The following is a 13,771-nucleotide window of genomic DNA, read 5'->3' as shown; positions in this document are numbered from 1 at the left end:
AATGTCCCCCATGAGAAGACGATCACGAGGAAGGAAGCTCATGCTCTCCCGACTGTTTGCCCCCAAGGTCAAGGTCAGCGCACACTGCGATCTGCCCTGCGGCGTGTACGACCCGGCCCAGGCCCGCATCGAGGCCGAGTCGGTCAAGGGCGTCCAGGACAAGATGCAGGCGAACGACGACGCACACTTCCAGGCGCGCGCGACGGTCATCAAGGAGCAGCGCGCGGAGCTCGCCAAGCACCACGTCTCGGTGCTCTGGAGCGACTACTTCAAGCCCCCGCACTTCGAGAAGTACCCCGAACTGCACCAGCTGGTCAACGACACCCTGAAGGCGCTCAGCGCGGCCAAGGGCTCGAAGGACCCGGCGACGGGCCAGAAGGCGCTGGACTACATCGCCCAGATCGACAAGATCTTCTGGGAGACCAAGAAGGCCTGACCTTCACCGGTCGCACACCGCACCACCCCGACAGCACCCGGCGTTCGCGCGAAGCCGGGTGCTGTCGGCGTTTGCGCTCGCCCCCGCGACCGGCTCACGGACCACCGCGCCGCACCGTCAGCCTTCTGTAGGGCTTCACCGAATCGGGCGAAGTCAGGGGTCTATCAGGATTCAGGTGTGGTTCGTCTGTTTGGCCTACAGGTTTTTCGGTGGGCTGTTCGGTCTACACCCGTCCGGCGGTGAGGCGGCCGTCGAAGAGGACGTCGAACTCGTTCAACGCCGACTTCCAGCGGTTGTTCCAGCGCTGGCGGCCGCGGCCGGTGGGGTCCAGGGCGAGGGTGGCGAGGTAGAGGCGCTTGAGGGCGGCGGTCTCGTTGGGGAAGTGTCCGCAGGCCTGGGCCGCGCGCCGGTAGCGGGCGTTGAGGGACTCGATCGCGTTGGTGGTGTAGACGACCTGCCGGATGGCGTCGGGAAGGCCGAGGAAGGGCACGAACTCGCTCCAGGCCCGCTCCCAGGTCCCGGCGATCGAGGGGTAGCGCTTGCCCCACTTGTCGTCGAAGTCCGTCAGCCGTGTCCGGGCCTCGTCCTCGTTGACGGCGGTGTAGACGGGCTTGAGGTCGCGGGCGACTTCGGCCCAGTCGCGGCGCGAGGCATAACGCAGGCTGGCACGCAGGAGGTGCACCACGCAGGTCTGGACCACGGTCTGGGGCCAGACTGCGTTCACTGCGTCAGGCAGGGCGCTGAGCCCGTCGCAGACCAGCATCAGCACGTCACGGACGCCTCTGTTCTTGATCTCGGTCAGCACCGTCTGCCAGTATTTGGCGCCCTCGCCGCCGTCCCCGGCCCACAGCCCGAGGATCTCGCGATAGCCGTCGGCGGTGACCGCGACGGCCACGTAGATGGGCCGGTTGGCGACAGAGCCGTCCCGGATCTTCACGTGCACGGCGTCGATGAAGATGACCGGGTAGACCGAGTCCAGCGGCCTCGTGCGCCACTCTGCCATCGATTCCAGGGCCTTGTCGGTGATCGTGGAGATGGTCTCCTTTGTCGTCGTCATCCCGTACGTCTGGGCGAGATGGGAGACGATTTCACCGGAGGTCAGTCCCTTCGCGGTCAGCGAGAGCACCAGGTCGTCCAACGCCCCGGTGCGGCGGGCGTACTTGGGCAGCATCCGGGGCTGGAAGGTACCCAGCCGGTCTCTGGGGACCTGCACCGTGACAGCACCGACCTCCGTCATCACCTTCTTGGCCCGGTACCCGTTACGGGTGTTGCCACCCGAGCGCGACCCGCGTCCACCGACCCGGCCGGCCTCCACGGCCAGATGCTCGTCCATCTCGGCTTCCAGAGCGGACTGCATCAGGTGCTGGGCCAGCTCCGGCAACAGGCCGCCCTCGCCCATCAGCCGCAGTCCCCCGCCGCGGACCTTCTCGGCCGCGAGCGCGGCCAGCTCCTCCAGCAGCTCGCTGGACAGACCGTTGTGCGATACCGGCATCGACTTCACGTCGGCACCCTGAGCGCCATCGCCGACCTCGGCAAGCGACACGCCGTCGACGCCCTCGATCAGGTGATCAGTCGTCGTACTCATCAGGCTCACTCCTTCGGGGAGACCCGCCTCCGGCATGGTCCTCGGCCTCGTGATCGGCGTCGCCGCGTTCATCGTGTCCGTCGCCGACCGTGCCATGGAGCGCAGAGGGCAGGTCACCACCCTCGCTCTGCTCGGTGCCCGCGCGAGCACCCTGCGTACCGCCCAATGCATCCAGGTTCTGTTGCCCCTGGCCGTCGGCCTTGTGGCGGCACTCGTCGCCGGGCGTCTCGCCGAGTCCAGTTACCTCATCACCGGTGGCGGCGAGATCTTCTGGGACGGGGACGGCCTCCCCCTCCTCCTCGCCTGCACCCTCGGCGTGCTGGTAACCGCAGGCGCCGCGTCCATCCCGCTGGTGCGTCGCCATGTCGACCCGGAGCTCATCAGGCGCGACTGACCGCGAAGAGATCAGCTACGCCGGTCCCCCTGCGCGTCGCGCAATTCCCGCAGGGGACGGCGGCTGCGCCTGCTCGCCTGGCACCGGCAGCGAGCAGGCGCAGCTACTTCTTCGTGCGGGCCCGAGGGGGTCGTGGCACGGGATCACTGGTCGGCGATCCGTGGGGCGTTCTGCCAGCTCTCGTCCCACGGCGGCGGGCCTGCCCCGTCGGTCCAGGCCGTGAGTGCGTCGTGGTCGAAGCAGAGGATCCCGCAGTGATCCGCGTACTCGACGGCGGGTTCCGTGAACGCACTGGTCGTCACCACGGCCGCCAAGTGCGCGTCGTGCACCGCGTAACACGTGCCGCCGAAGCGCTGCATGTCCTGCGAGCCGACCTTGTTCGTCTCGCCGTAGCACTTGCACTGGATGACAACGCGCCGACCGTCCGGGGTGGTGGCGATGACATCGGCTCCCAGGTCCCCCGCGCCCCCGACGACGTACACATCGCTGCAGCCGTCCCGTTCACAGAGCCCGGCGATCGCGTCCTCGAACGCATCGGCGCCCATGGCCGCGTACGACGCAGGGGCGTCCTCCACCGGTGCCGCGAGGTCGGCGGGCAGGGGCTCGGCCCGGGCCGGCTCCGACGGCACGCGCGCCTCGGCCCGCGCCTCGGCCCGCGCCGCCTCCGCAGCGGCGGACGCCTCCTCAGCCGCGTCGACGACGCTCTGAGCCACCTCCATCACCGCCCCGGCAGCCCCTCGGACGACCCGGCGACGCCGCCGGACCAGGAGCAGCGACGCCACGGCGGCGAAGGAGGCCACCGCGATCGCCCCCGCGCCCGGGTGCTCCGCGCCTTCGCGCACCGCCAGCTTCACCGTGAGGCCAACACCACAGACGAGGACGGCAATCAGGCCGAGTCCCACAGCGGTCTGCCGGACGCTGAAGGCGGGGCTGCGGTCACCGAGGCGTGAGCGGCGGACGGGTATCGTCATGTGCGGCAGTTCCTTCCGTGGCCCACGGCGATTCCATGATCACCTGTACGGATCACCTGCCCCCGTCCGCGCGTTTCAACAAGGCGGCGTGGAGGGCTTCTCCCGCAGGGCTTTCGTGGACAGCGAGACGAGTTCGCGGTCCATGTCCACGTCGATCACGACGACGGCGACCTCCTGTCCCTCCGCGACAACCTCGCCGGGGTGGCCGATCCGGTCCCAGGACACCTCGGGGATCCTCACCAGGCCCTCCGCGCCGCCGAGTTCCACGAACACCCCGAAGGGAGCGATGCGGGAGGCCACGCCCTTGCGGACCTGTCCCCGGCGCAAGGTCCTGAGGAAGGCCCAGCGGACGTCTGCGGGCGTCTGGTCGGTTCGCCAACGGGCGCGCAGCACACCGTCGTTGTCGGGAAGTACCGCCGTGAGCAGGGGGTGGCGGTCGTCCGCCGTGGTGGGAAGCAGCGCTGCCGCCCGGGACCGGGCGAGCTCGGCCTTCGGCTCCGCGTATCGCGTCTCGTCGGAGAGCACGCCGGTGATCCGGCCGTCCTCGTCCACCCGGACCACCTCCACCATGCCAGGCGGTCGACGCCGGTGTCCTCGGCGAAGGCCGCCACCGCGTCCACGTACGCCGCGTCGACCGGGCCGTCGTCGCCGTGCACCTCCTCGGAGCCGGCGTCGTGACCGTGCTCGTCGCGGTCGGCCGGGTCGTACTTGGTGACTCTGTACACGTACGGCAGCACGCCGTCCCCCTCGGGCTCGGAGAAGCATCCTGCCAGGCCGCGCGGCCGGCCCCGCACCGCCTGGCCCTCGGCGGCGAGCAGGAGCAGCAGACGGCCGGCGAGCTTCTGGGGGCCCTCGTAATCCGCACCCTGGCGCCCTGATGGAGAGGGCGGGGCCGGGAGGTGCGGCCCCTAACCGAGCAGGTGCCGGTAGCTCGTCGGGTGCTCCTTGAGGAATTCGGCGAATGTCTTCGCCGGGTGGCCGGTCAGGCTCGGCACGGCGTCGGAGACGGTCGCCATCTCGCCGGCCGCGATGGCTTCGTACGACGTCACCCAGCCCGCGACCTCCCAGTCCTCGGCGTCGTACCGCGTCCGCGAGGCGTACGCCTCCTCACGGGTCTCCGGTACGTACGTGATGCCGCGCCCGGTGACGCGGCTCAGCTCGGCCGTGGCTTCGGCGAGGGAGAAGGCACGGGAGCCGGTGATGTCGTACGTGACGCCGTCGTGCTCGTCGCCCTCGTCGAGCAGGACGGACGCGGCCGCGTCCGCGATGTCCTCGTGGGCCACCGCCGAGACCAGGCCGTCGCCGCCCGGACCACGGATCACACCGTCGGTGCCGGTCATGGCGGGGAGCGCGGCGAGGTAGAAGCTGTCGCGCAGGAAGGTGTGGCGCAGGCCGGTGGCACGGATGTGGTTCTCGGTGTGCCAGTGGTCGCGGCCGAAGGTGAACGTCGCGTCCGGGGCGGCGCCCAGGAACGACACGTACACGATCCGCTCGACGCCGGCGGCGACCGCCGCGTCCACGGCGGTCCTGTGCTCGCGGACCCGGTCGGCGCTCTCGTGCGCGGAGACGAGAAAGAGCGTGTGCGCGCCGTCGAGGGCGCGGCGCATGGCCGTGGCATCGCCGTAGGAGGCGGCGGGCGCCTTGACGGCGCCGGGCAGGTTCGGCAGGCGGGAGGTGTCGCGGCCGAGGAGGCGAAGGGCGCTGTACTCGGCGGTGAGGCGGTGGGAGACACGCCTGCCGATCTGGCCGGTGGCTCCGGTGACGGCGACGAGGGGGGACCGGGACGGTGGCATGGAGGTCCTTCACGGGGCGCGGGCTCGGGCGGGTCGGTACATGGCTGCTTGTTACAGGCAGCGTAAGTGGGGCGCGATGGTTCGGGCGGGAACGCCTACGGCGGGCTGTTCCCCGGACCTGCCGGTCGGCCGAATTGCAGCCCGTCCGGCTTTTGAGTACCCGCCCGAAGGCCCTCCGGGGCCAGGGGCTCGCCCTGGTCTCGGGAGGGGCGGGGAGGGGCAGCGCCGCAGGCCACCGGTGCCCGCCGACCGGGCTCAACCAGCCGTGGACAGCGACCTGTTGAGGGCACTGACCGCGGCCTGCCGTGATCACGAGCGGCTGCGCTTCGACTACCTCGACCACGCCGGTACGGCCTCCCGGCGCGTCGCGGAGCCGCACCGGGTCGTCAACTGGGGCCGGCGCTGGTACCTGGTGGCGTGGGACGTCGACCGCGAGGACTGGCGTACGTACCGGGTGGACCGGGTCGAACCGCGGTTGCCGACCGGACCGCGCTTCGTCCCGCGCGAGCTGCCAGGCGACGGCGATGTGGCCGCGTACGTCTCGCGCAGGGTCTCCGCCGCGGCGTGGCGCTTCCGCGCACGGGTCACGGTGCACGCCCCGGCGGAAGCGGTCGCCGAGCGGGTCAATCCCACGGTGGGGGTGGTGGAGGCGGTCGACGCGACGACGTGCGTGCTGGACACGGGGGCGGGCTCGGTGGAGTCGATCTGCGTCCATCTCGGCCTGCTGGGTTACGACTTCGAGGTCACCGGGCCCCCTGAGCCGCTGGCTCATCTGCGGGAACTGGCGGGGCGCTACGCGCGCTCGACACCCCGCCCGGCCCCCTGAGGGGTGACGCTCCGCTCGGCCCGTTGGGCGGAGGGGACCCATACGCCCGTCACCCGCCCCCGGTGGAGGACCGCCCGCTCACGCCACCGCGCTGCGCAGCAGCAGCGGGCTCTCGTTGCGCAGCAGCCACTGCCGGTAGCCGGGCGCCCGCATCGCCGCGTCGCGATACGCCGTCTCCAGGTCGGCGTACACCGCGTCGAAGTCGGTGAACCCGGGCCGCGCGACCAACAGCAGACGCACGCCGAGCGGGTCGCCGCGCAGTGGACGGATGGCCATGTCGTCGCGTGGTCCCGAGGTCGGCTGGCAGGGGGCAACCGCTTCGCCGATCGCGACCAGGGAGGCGGCGGTGAGGTAATCACCGTGCAGAAGCGGCGGGTTGAGCCCGGCCGCGACCAGGACGCGGCGCAGGCCGTCCCATTCCCCGTCCACCGCCGGGTCGACCATCCAGCGGTCGCCCGCCAGGTCGGACAGTTCCACCACGGACCGCGCCGCCGCCGGATGGTCCGGGGCCAAGCAGATGAACTGCGGCTCCCGGTCGACCAGTACACGCTCCACGAGCCCGGCCGGGAGGCGCAGCGGGAAGCCCTCCACCTCGTGCACGAAGGCCACGTCGAGCTGCCCGGCCGCGAGCATCCGCAGCAGCGCGTTGGCCGACACGTCGACCTGGAGCGAGGTGTCGGTGTCCGGCAGCCGGATGCGGAGCCGGCGCAGCCAGCCCCCGATGACGCGGCTGGCCGTGGCGCCGATCCGCAGCCGCGGGCCCTGCGTCGTACGGGCCACCGCTGCCCGCGTCTCGGTGACCAGCACGTTCATCCCGTCCACCAGTGGCCGCGCCCTGCTCAGCACCGCGCGCCCCAGCGGGGTCGGACGGCAGCCGGTGCGCTCGCGGGAGAACAGCTCCGCGCCCAACGCGTTCTCGATGCGGCGGAGCTGGGTGGTCAGTGAAGGCTGCGTCGTCCCGAGCATGCGGGCTGCTTTGTGCAGGCTTCCCGTGTCGGCGATGGCGCACAACGCACGAAGGTGCCGGACCTCGAGCTCCATACCCCGAGCCTACGGCGACCCCTTGAGTCACACCAGACTCCCGAAACACAGCAATTGGCGTCAATTTCAAGGACGTTGAGGTCCAGTGGGGTGAGCTCTGTTCCGCCGGTGATGCGCTCGCGCTATCACCGGTTGGCATCATCCCCAGCGGTCTCGGGGACCCCGACACTCTGTCGTACCCAACCGTTCACCTTCACCGGACGAGTAGGAAACCCCCCATGAGACACCGCAAGAGCACCCTCGGCGCAGCCCTCGGCCTCGGCCTGGCGTTCGCCTCCCTCGGCAGCGCACCGGCGATGGCGGCCCCCCAGTCCGCCGCGCCCGTGGAGACCGCCAAGGTCTCGACGTTTCTCTCCACGACGTCGTACGAGAAGTCCAAGGAGAACGCCGCCGCCAACAAGGCCTTCTTCTCGGCGGTCATGGAGTCGGTCGCCGAGAAGCGCGCCGCGAACCCCGGCGCGCAAGCCGTCACCGTCATCTACTCCGCTGCGAACGCGCCCACGTTCCGCAGCCAGATAGCCCGCTCCACCCAGATCTGGAACAGCTCCGTCGCCAACGTGAAGCTGCAGGAAGGCTCCAACCCGGACTTCACGTACCGCGAGGGCAATGACTCCCGCGGCTCCTACGCCAGCACCAACGGTCACGGCAGCGGCTACATCTTCCTGGACTACCGCCAGAACCAGCAGTACAACTCGACGCGCGTCACCGCGCACGAGACCGGTCACGTCCTGGGTCTGCCGGACCACTACTCCGGCCCGTGCAGCGAGCTGATGTCCGGCGGCGGCCCCGGCACCTCCTGCCAGAACCCGAACCCGGACTCCCGTGAGCGCGCCCGCGTCAACCAGCTGTGGCAGAACGGCCTCGCCCAGGCCTCCTGACCCGACGCGGCCCGCAGTCCCACCTCTTCCCCGGACCCCGGACGGACCGTTGCCCCGTACACGCGCTCGCGTGTACGGGGCAACGGTCTTTTGCCCGGGACTTCTCCACCGGGCCTTCTCCACCGGGCTCATCGCGGGGTCAGGACTCCGCGTGCACGACGTCTCCGTCTGTATGGGCCGCGTCGTCGGCGGACGCGGCGACGTCCACCTGGGGGAACGCACCCCGGTAGCCCGTCCCCGGCCCACTGTCCGGCCTGCGCTCGAACTCCGGGCAGCAGGAGGTCTCCTGGACGACTCCGGTGCGCCGGTCCCACAGCTCGATCAGATCGCTCTTGCCCTCAGCGGTCCGGTAGTCGTCCTTCACGCCGCGGAAACAGCCCAGAGCGCCGAACAGCCCGCCGGAAGCGGGGTTGTAGTCGGAGAAGGCACAGGAGATGCACGCCCGCAGATAGGCCCCGGCAGGGAGGCGGTACTGGATCACGTTCAGGGCCTGCTCGAAGTCCTCCTCGGCGCGCCGCGACGCGTACGCCGCACCGTCGAAGTGCAGCGTCAGACTGAGGTGTTCGCGGTCGATGCCACCGGTGGGCCGAGGAGCGCCGAGGGCCAGCAGACAGTGCAGCGTGGCGCGGTGGACCAGTCCGTCCGCGTACACCGGCATCGGTATGTCCCACTCGAAGACGCAGTCGCACAGAGCGCCGTCCGCGAGTACGAACTTGTCGTTCTCCGGGGGCAGCTCGCCCACCGGAACGAGCGCGTCGAAGACCGCGCCCTCGAAGTCGACTCCTCGGATGCGGGCGCTCAGCCGCTGCCCGTCCGTCGTAAGGGTGACGGCGTCGGAACCCTTACGGTCCCGGTACCACCCGGCCCATGCCTCTGCTGCCATGGCCGGGACTTTAGCCCGTTCAGGGGCGGGTCTCCGACTCGCCCTCCGGCTCCTCGGCCCGCCACCCGCGCCCGGGGTCGCGGCACGGACCCGGGCCGTCACGGGAACGAACGCTCCGAGGCTCCTGCGTCGCTCGACGACGGTACGGACCGGCTCTCGGCGGGCCGGGCAGACGTGCCCCACCCGGCCCCCGGCCCCACGCGCGCCACCACTTGCCCCCACCCCGACGGCGTGGGCGTACGCCGCACTTGACCGGCCCGGCGACTACGGGTTCCCGGTGCTCCTGTTGTACGACAGGACGACGGTGCCGTTGTCGAAGGTCCGCGTCGATTCGAGGGTGAACGCGTGGATCTCGAAACCGGCCGAGAACACCGGGACGCCGGACCCGGTGACGATCGGATAGATCTTGAGGACCAGGGCGTCGATCTCCGCCAGCAGCTGCCCGGCGAGATTCGCACCGCCCCCCAGGTAGATCCCGAGCCTGTCCTCCTGCTTGAGCTCACGGACCTTGGCGACGACATCGCCGGAGACGAGCTCGATGTCGGGGTCGGGCGACTTGTCGATGCTGCGGGACACGACGTACTGGCGCAGGTGCTGGTACGGGCTGGTGATCCCGAGATCGAGGGCCAGGTCGTAGGTGGCGCGCCCCTGGAGCATCGTGTCGAAGTGCCGGTTCTCCACCTCGTCGCAGCCGAGTTGGCGACGTGCGTGGGTGGGCAGGCACTCCGGGTATTCGCCGATGAGGAAGTCCCGCAGGAAGGACTCGCCCAGGGGATAGAAGTCCACGGCGCCGTCGGGCGCCGCGATGAAGCCGTCGATGGACATACCGACGTAGTACGTGAGCTTGCGCAAGCTGATCCCCCTGGGCAGACGACAGAACGGGCGGCGGCGCGGCGGACAGCCGCACTCCCACAACCACTGCGCCCATAGTGCTCCACCCGTAGTGGTTGTGCAAGGTGATTACGCCGAGGCCGACCGGGCGCCCGCTAAGCGCTGTCCGGCAATCCCTGGTGGATCAGCGCACGGCGTCGGATGCGGTGCATCGCAAGGCGGAGTGCCGTTCGCCTACTGGACGTATTCGTGCGTTCCGAGAACGCGGCGAGGTGCTGCAGTTGTCGTCGTGCGCCCGCCAGCAGACTGCGGGACAGTCCTTAGGCGCCGGGTTCCCGCCACATCGGCCACATGGGAGGCCCCTGCGGCAGATCGACGGTGCGGCCGGTGAAGGCGAAGCCGAGCCGCTCGTAGAGACCCCGGCTGCGGGCGCTGCTGGCCTCCAGATAGGCGGGCACGCCGTCGCGGTCGCAGCGGTCGAGCACCGGGGCGATCAGCGCGGTACCGAGACCCTCGCCCTGCCGCTCCGGGGAAACCGCGATGAGCAGCAGATAGGCGTGCGCCCGGTCGTGCGGATGCACCGCACCGGTCAACCGGCCGATCAGCTCGGCCCGTTCGTTGTCCGGGTCCGCGATCTCGCGCATGCGGGCCGGGGCCTCGTCCTCCCCGTCGGGGGCCCCGGCCTCGACCTGCAGCCAGAGGGCGGCTGCCGAGCCGTCCTCGGTGACGTCGACCCACCCCTCGGTCAGCGCCGCATCAAGGAAGACGCCCATGAACGGGCCGTGGACGCGCCGGCGGTGGGCGGGGTCGGGAAAGACCCAACTGCTCACCGGGTCGTTCATGAAGGCCGCGTCCAGCAGCCGTACGAGCGCCTCGCGGTCGCCCGCCCCAGCCTGTCGTATTTCCAAGCCCACGGTCCGGCCTCTCTCCAGGGATCTCAACCGACGGAGACGATCCTAGAGTTGACGCCGATCCCCCGGACAGCCCGGCCGCCAGGGCGCCCCGGCCGGCCGGGCGGTCGGCGCATCCGCATGCTCGGCACGACCGCCCGCCCGGTCATCACTACCGTCCGGGATGCCCTGCGCGGCCACTACCGTCCGATCACCGCGTCCTGCGTGTGACGAACTCCGCGAGCGCCAGCAGATCGCCCGCCGCCGCCAGATCCGGCACCGCCCGCGACAGATGGTGCACGGCCCGCGCCATCCGCTCGGCCGCCTGGCCCTGCGCCCACTCCCTGCCGCCCGCCCGCTCCACGGCGTCGGCGGCCCGCTGGACCGCCGGCCCGTCCAACGGCCCCCGGTAGAGGTCCGCCAGCTCCGCGGCGGCCGGGGTGCCCGAGGCCAGCGCCGCCACCACCGGGAGCGACTTCTTGTGGGCGACCAGGTCGGCCCCCACGGGCTTGCCCGTGTGCTCGGGGTCGCCCCAGATCCCGATGAGGTCGTCGATGAGCTGGAAGGCCAGGCCCGCCTCCCGGCCGAAGTCGTCCATGGCGGCGACCTCTTCGGCGTCCGCACCCGCGTACAGCGCACCGAGGGCGCACGCGCAGCCCAGCAGGGCTCCCGTCTTGGCCTCGGCCATCGTGAGGCACTCGTCGAGCGACACCTCCTGGGGTCCGAGCCGCTCGAAGGCGCAGTCCGCCTGCTGGCCCGCGCACAGCTCGATGATGCAGGCCGCCAGCCGCGCCGATGCCTCGGCCGACGCCGGGTGCGGGTCCTCGGCGAGCAACCGCAGCGCGAGGGCGCACATCGCGTCCCCGGCGACGATCGCGTCCGGGACACCGAAGACCGCCCAGGCCGTGGGCCTGTTCCTGCGGGTCGGGTCCTCGTCGATGACATCGTCGTGCAGCAGGGTGAAGTTGTGCGCGAGCTCCACGGCGGCAGCCGCCCGCACGGCGACGAGAGGCTCTCCGCCGAGCGCCCGGGTGGCCGCGAGGACCAGCGCGGGCCTGATCGCCTTGCCCGGCTGCCCGGCGGCCGGGCTGCCGTCGGCCTGCTCCCAGCCGAAGTGGTACATCGCGATGCGGCGTATGGACTCGGGCAGACTCTCGACCGTGCGGCGCAGTTGGGGATTGACGGTGCTGCGGGTCCGTTCGAGCAGGGCCGCCGCCTCGTGACCCTCGGGAGCCGCCGCCTGCATGCTGGTCATGGTCACTGTCACTTCACTTCCTCTGCTGCAGCGTGCGCACGGCCGAGGTCCCCTCTCTCCGCCGTGCGTAGGCCGTCCGCGAGCCCACCTCCAGGGGCCTGCGCACAGCCGCCGGTGGGGCCGGGCGAAGGCAACCCCCACCCGGCCCGCGCCGGTGTCCGCGCGCGGGGCCGAGGGCGTCGGAGCCTGCTTTCCCGGCGATGTGTGCATCGTGCCCCCGGCCCCGCGTCCCCGAACCGCCCGTACCGTCCGGACCGCCCGCGCTCTTCGAACTGCCCGGTCCGATCAGGCCTCCCGGCCCCTCCCGACCTGTCGACCCGTGTGCCGCCTACCGCCAGCGGCCGATCTCCACGTTCTCCAGCACCCCCAGCGCGTCCGGCACCAGCACGGCGGCCGAGTAGTACGCGGTGACGAGGTACGAGATGATCGCCTGCTCGTCGATGCCCATGAACCGCACGGACAGGCTCGGTTCGATCTCGTCCGGGATACCGCTCTGCTGAAGTCCCACGACCCCCTGGTCGGCCTCGCCCGTACGCATGCAGATGATCGATGTTGTCCGGTCGCTGCTGATCGGGATCTTGTTGGACGGGAAGATCGGCACCCCGCGCCAGGCCGGCACCTGGTTGCCGCCGATCTCCACCCGGTCCGGGTAAAGACCGCGCTTGCTGCACTCGCGCCCGAAGGCGGCGATCGCCCTCGGGTGGGCCAGGAAGAACTTGGAGCCGCGCCGCCTGCTCAGCAGCTCGTCCATGTCGTCGGGGCCCGGCACGCCGTCGTGCGGCTGGAGCCGCTGCTCATAGGCGCAGTTGTTCAGCAGCCCGAACTCGCGGTGGTTGATCAGCTCGTGCTCCTGGCGCTCGCGCAGCGCCTCGACCGTGAGCCGCAACTGCTGCTCGGTCTGGTTCATCGGCTGGTTGTAGAGGTCCGCGACCCGGCTGTGCACCTTCAGAACGGTCTGCGCGACGCTCAATTCGTACTCGCGTGGTGTCGCGTCGTAGTCGACATAGGTGTGCGGCACGACGGCCTCGCCGACATGGCCGGCGGACAGGTCGATCGATGCCTCGCCGTACTTGTTGGTCCGCTGGTGGGGCATCGCCGCCAGCCCCTCCAGATGTGTGCGCAGGGGCTCCGCACGCTCTGCCAGGTTGAGCACGGCGTCTCTTGTCAGTGTCAGCACCGTGCACGCGGTTGCGGCGCGGGCCGTGTAGTCCCAGGTGGCGTCCGCTTCGACCAGCGCCTGGTCCCCGAAGTGCGCCCCGTCCGCGAGGACTTCGAGTGTCGACTCGTCGCCGTAGGGTCCTGTGCCGATTTTCTCCACCCTGCCGTGGGCCAGCAGGAAGACCCGGTCCACGGAACTCCCGGAGGCGGCGAGCACCTCACCGGGCGCGAACTCCTGTTGTTCACAGCGCTGTGCCAGCTCGCGGAGCACCGCCTCGTCGTGGAGGGTTCGCAGAGTGGGCAGTTCGCCGAGCTCCGCGGGGATGACCTGCACCTGGTCACCGGTCTGTACGAACGTCACGCGTCCGTCGCCGACCGAATAGCTCAGCCTTCGGTTGACCCGGTACGTACCGCCCTGAACCTGCACCCAAGGCAGCATGCGCAGCAGCCACCGCGAGGTGATCTCCTGCATTTGGGGGGCGGACTTGGTGGTGGTGGCCAAATTCCTCGCGGCGGCCGTACCAAGACTCTGCTGCGGCGGTGCCTGCTCGTCGCGGACTTCGGAACCTGCCTCGACCGACATCTTTCTCCTTCTCGATCATGTGCTGACCTGCAGAAGGAGCCTTTCAGTACCAGCGGGATGGCGCTATTACACAAAAGAGTGTGACTAAAGCACCGGACTGCGGGGCAAGTCGAATGCCGATCCGAGCGGCGTCCGGCGAGTTGCCCGAACAGAATTGTCCGGATCGACTCGCACGGTGTCCGAAAGACTGGTCGCAGCCGCGGTGGTGGGGTAAATGCAAGCCGTATGAGCACCTGAACAGGCCTCC

The 13,771-nt window shown here is 70.6% G+C and carries 14 protein-coding genes and 1 pseudogene; 5 read left to right on the top strand and 10 right to left on the bottom strand.

The features are described from left to right. The first annotated feature begins 40 nt into the window (after positions 1–40). Positions 41–436 carry a superoxide dismutase, Ni gene (sodN, locus tag ACLLJJ_RS27445; protein WP_434596362.1) on the top strand — a complete coding sequence of 132 codons (396 nt, stop codon included), beginning with the start codon at positions 41–43 and terminating at the stop codon, positions 434–436. A 223-nt stretch (positions 437–659) separates the two neighbouring features. On the opposite strand, the gene ACLLJJ_RS27440 is transcribed toward sodN, so the two are convergent. After that, the gene (locus tag ACLLJJ_RS27440; protein WP_434600248.1) at positions 660–1,928 is read right to left on the bottom strand and encodes an IS256 family transposase; all 1,269 of its coding nucleotides are present in this window, start codon (positions 1,926–1,928) and stop codon (positions 660–662) included. A 118-nt stretch (positions 1,929–2,046) separates the two neighbouring features. On the opposite strand from ACLLJJ_RS27440, the pseudogene ACLLJJ_RS27435 reads away from it, so the two are divergent. Continuing rightward, positions 2,047–2,415: pseudogene (locus ACLLJJ_RS27435) on the top strand (FtsX-like permease family protein); the annotation flags it as partial. Between the two features lie 143 nt (positions 2,416–2,558). On the opposite strand, the gene ACLLJJ_RS27430 reads toward ACLLJJ_RS27435, so the two are convergent. Next, positions 2,559–3,386, bottom strand: coding sequence for a restriction endonuclease (locus ACLLJJ_RS27430; protein ID WP_434596361.1), 828 nt, complete (start codon positions 3,384–3,386; stop codon positions 2,559–2,561). Positions 3,387–3,461: 75 nt separating this feature from the next. Beyond that, positions 3,462–3,956, bottom strand: coding sequence for a S1 RNA-binding domain-containing protein (locus ACLLJJ_RS27425; RefSeq protein ID WP_434596359.1), 495 nt, complete (start codon positions 3,954–3,956; stop codon positions 3,462–3,464). A gap of 80 nt (positions 3,957–4,036) precedes the next feature. On the opposite strand from ACLLJJ_RS27425, the gene ACLLJJ_RS27420 reads away from it, so the two are divergent. Continuing rightward, a complete protein-coding gene (locus tag ACLLJJ_RS27420; protein ID WP_434596357.1) occupies positions 4,037–4,264 on the top strand; it encodes a hypothetical protein in 228 nt (75 codons plus the stop codon). Positions 4,265–4,294: 30 nt separating this feature from the next. Here the strand turns inward: ACLLJJ_RS27420 and ACLLJJ_RS27415 are convergent, their stop codons facing one another. After that, positions 4,295–5,179 (bottom strand): NAD(P)H-binding protein, encoded by an 885-nt coding sequence (locus ACLLJJ_RS27415; protein WP_434596355.1) that lies wholly within the window; start codon positions 5,177–5,179, stop codon positions 4,295–4,297. Positions 5,180–5,444: 265 nt separating this feature from the next. Here ACLLJJ_RS27415 and ACLLJJ_RS27410 point away from each other — a divergent pair, with 265 nt between their 5' ends. Next, entirely contained in the window at positions 5,445–6,005 is a 561-nt protein-coding gene (locus ACLLJJ_RS27410) for a helix-turn-helix transcriptional regulator (RefSeq protein WP_434596354.1), read from the top strand. 78 nt (positions 6,006–6,083) lie between these two features. Here ACLLJJ_RS27410 and ACLLJJ_RS27405 read toward each other — a convergent pair whose 3' ends face one another. Beyond that, positions 6,084–7,046 carry a LysR family transcriptional regulator gene (locus tag ACLLJJ_RS27405; RefSeq protein WP_434596352.1) on the bottom strand — a complete coding sequence of 321 codons (963 nt, stop codon included), beginning with the start codon at positions 7,044–7,046 and terminating at the stop codon, positions 6,084–6,086. A 218-nt stretch (positions 7,047–7,264) separates the two neighbouring features. Between ACLLJJ_RS27405 and snpA the strand changes: the two genes are divergently transcribed. Then, positions 7,265–7,924: a snapalysin gene (gene snpA / locus ACLLJJ_RS27400; RefSeq protein WP_434596350.1), complete on the top strand. Its 660-nt coding sequence runs from the start codon at positions 7,265–7,267 to the stop codon at positions 7,922–7,924. Between the two features lie 139 nt (positions 7,925–8,063). Here snpA and ACLLJJ_RS27395 read toward each other — a convergent pair whose 3' ends face one another. The 5 genes from ACLLJJ_RS27395 to ACLLJJ_RS27375 all read right to left on the bottom strand — a co-directional run bounded on the left by ACLLJJ_RS27395 (position 8,064) and on the right by ACLLJJ_RS27375 (position 13,524). Then, on the bottom strand, positions 8,064–8,807 hold the full coding sequence (locus ACLLJJ_RS27395; RefSeq protein WP_434596348.1) for a DUF6304 family protein: 744 nt from the start codon (positions 8,805–8,807) through the stop codon (positions 8,064–8,066). A 264-nt stretch (positions 8,808–9,071) separates the two neighbouring features. Next, entirely contained in the window at positions 9,072–9,659 is a 588-nt protein-coding gene (locus tag ACLLJJ_RS27390; RefSeq protein WP_434596346.1) for a dihydrofolate reductase family protein, read from the bottom strand. Between the two features lie 299 nt (positions 9,660–9,958). Further along, positions 9,959–10,552 (bottom strand): GNAT family N-acetyltransferase, encoded by a 594-nt coding sequence (locus ACLLJJ_RS27385; protein ID WP_434596345.1) that lies wholly within the window; start codon positions 10,550–10,552, stop codon positions 9,959–9,961. 187 nt (positions 10,553–10,739) lie between these two features. Next, positions 10,740–11,783 (bottom strand): family 2 encapsulin nanocompartment cargo protein polyprenyl transferase, encoded by a 1,044-nt coding sequence (locus ACLLJJ_RS27380; RefSeq protein WP_434596343.1) that lies wholly within the window; start codon positions 11,781–11,783, stop codon positions 10,740–10,742. 328 nt (positions 11,784–12,111) lie between these two features. After that, a complete protein-coding gene (locus ACLLJJ_RS27375) occupies positions 12,112–13,524 on the bottom strand; it encodes a family 2B encapsulin nanocompartment shell protein (RefSeq protein ID WP_434596341.1) in 1,413 nt (470 codons plus the stop codon). Positions 13,525–13,771 lie beyond the last annotated feature (247 nt).

Source organism: Streptomyces sp. A5-4 (assembly GCF_051131715.1).
Taxonomy (GTDB): Bacteria; Actinomycetota; Actinomycetes; order Streptomycetales; family Streptomycetaceae; genus Streptomyces.
This window is presented reverse-complemented; position numbering and strand designations above follow the sequence as displayed.

Bases quoted from the DNA above. Each gene is read 5' to 3' on its own strand.
- sodN (WP_434596362.1), top strand. From the start codon at position 41: ATGCTCTCCCGACTGTTTGCCCCCAAGGTCAAGGTCAGCGCACACTGC.
- ACLLJJ_RS27440 (WP_434600248.1), bottom strand. From the start codon at position 1,928: ATGCCGGTATCGCACAACGGTCTGTCCAGCGAGCTGCTGGAGGAGCTG.
- ACLLJJ_RS27430 (WP_434596361.1), bottom strand. From the start codon at position 3,386: ATGACGATACCCGTCCGCCGCTCACGCCTCGGTGACCGCAGCCCCGCC.
- ACLLJJ_RS27425 (WP_434596359.1), bottom strand. From the start codon at position 3,956: ATGGTGGAGGTGGTCCGGGTGGACGAGGACGGCCGGATCACCGGCGTG.
- ACLLJJ_RS27415 (WP_434596355.1), bottom strand. From the start codon at position 5,179: ATGCCACCGTCCCGGTCCCCCCTCGTCGCCGTCACCGGAGCCACCGGC.
- ACLLJJ_RS27405 (WP_434596352.1), bottom strand. From the start codon at position 7,046: ATGGAGCTCGAGGTCCGGCACCTTCGTGCGTTGTGCGCCATCGCCGAC.
- snpA (WP_434596350.1), top strand. From the start codon at position 7,265: ATGAGACACCGCAAGAGCACCCTCGGCGCAGCCCTCGGCCTCGGCCTG.
- ACLLJJ_RS27395 (WP_434596348.1), bottom strand. From the start codon at position 8,807: ATGGCAGCAGAGGCATGGGCCGGGTGGTACCGGGACCGTAAGGGTTCC.
- ACLLJJ_RS27380 (WP_434596343.1), bottom strand. From the start codon at position 11,783: ATGACCAGCATGCAGGCGGCGGCTCCCGAGGGTCACGAGGCGGCGGCC.
- ACLLJJ_RS27375 (WP_434596341.1), bottom strand. From the start codon at position 13,524: ATGTCGGTCGAGGCAGGTTCCGAAGTCCGCGACGAGCAGGCACCGCCG.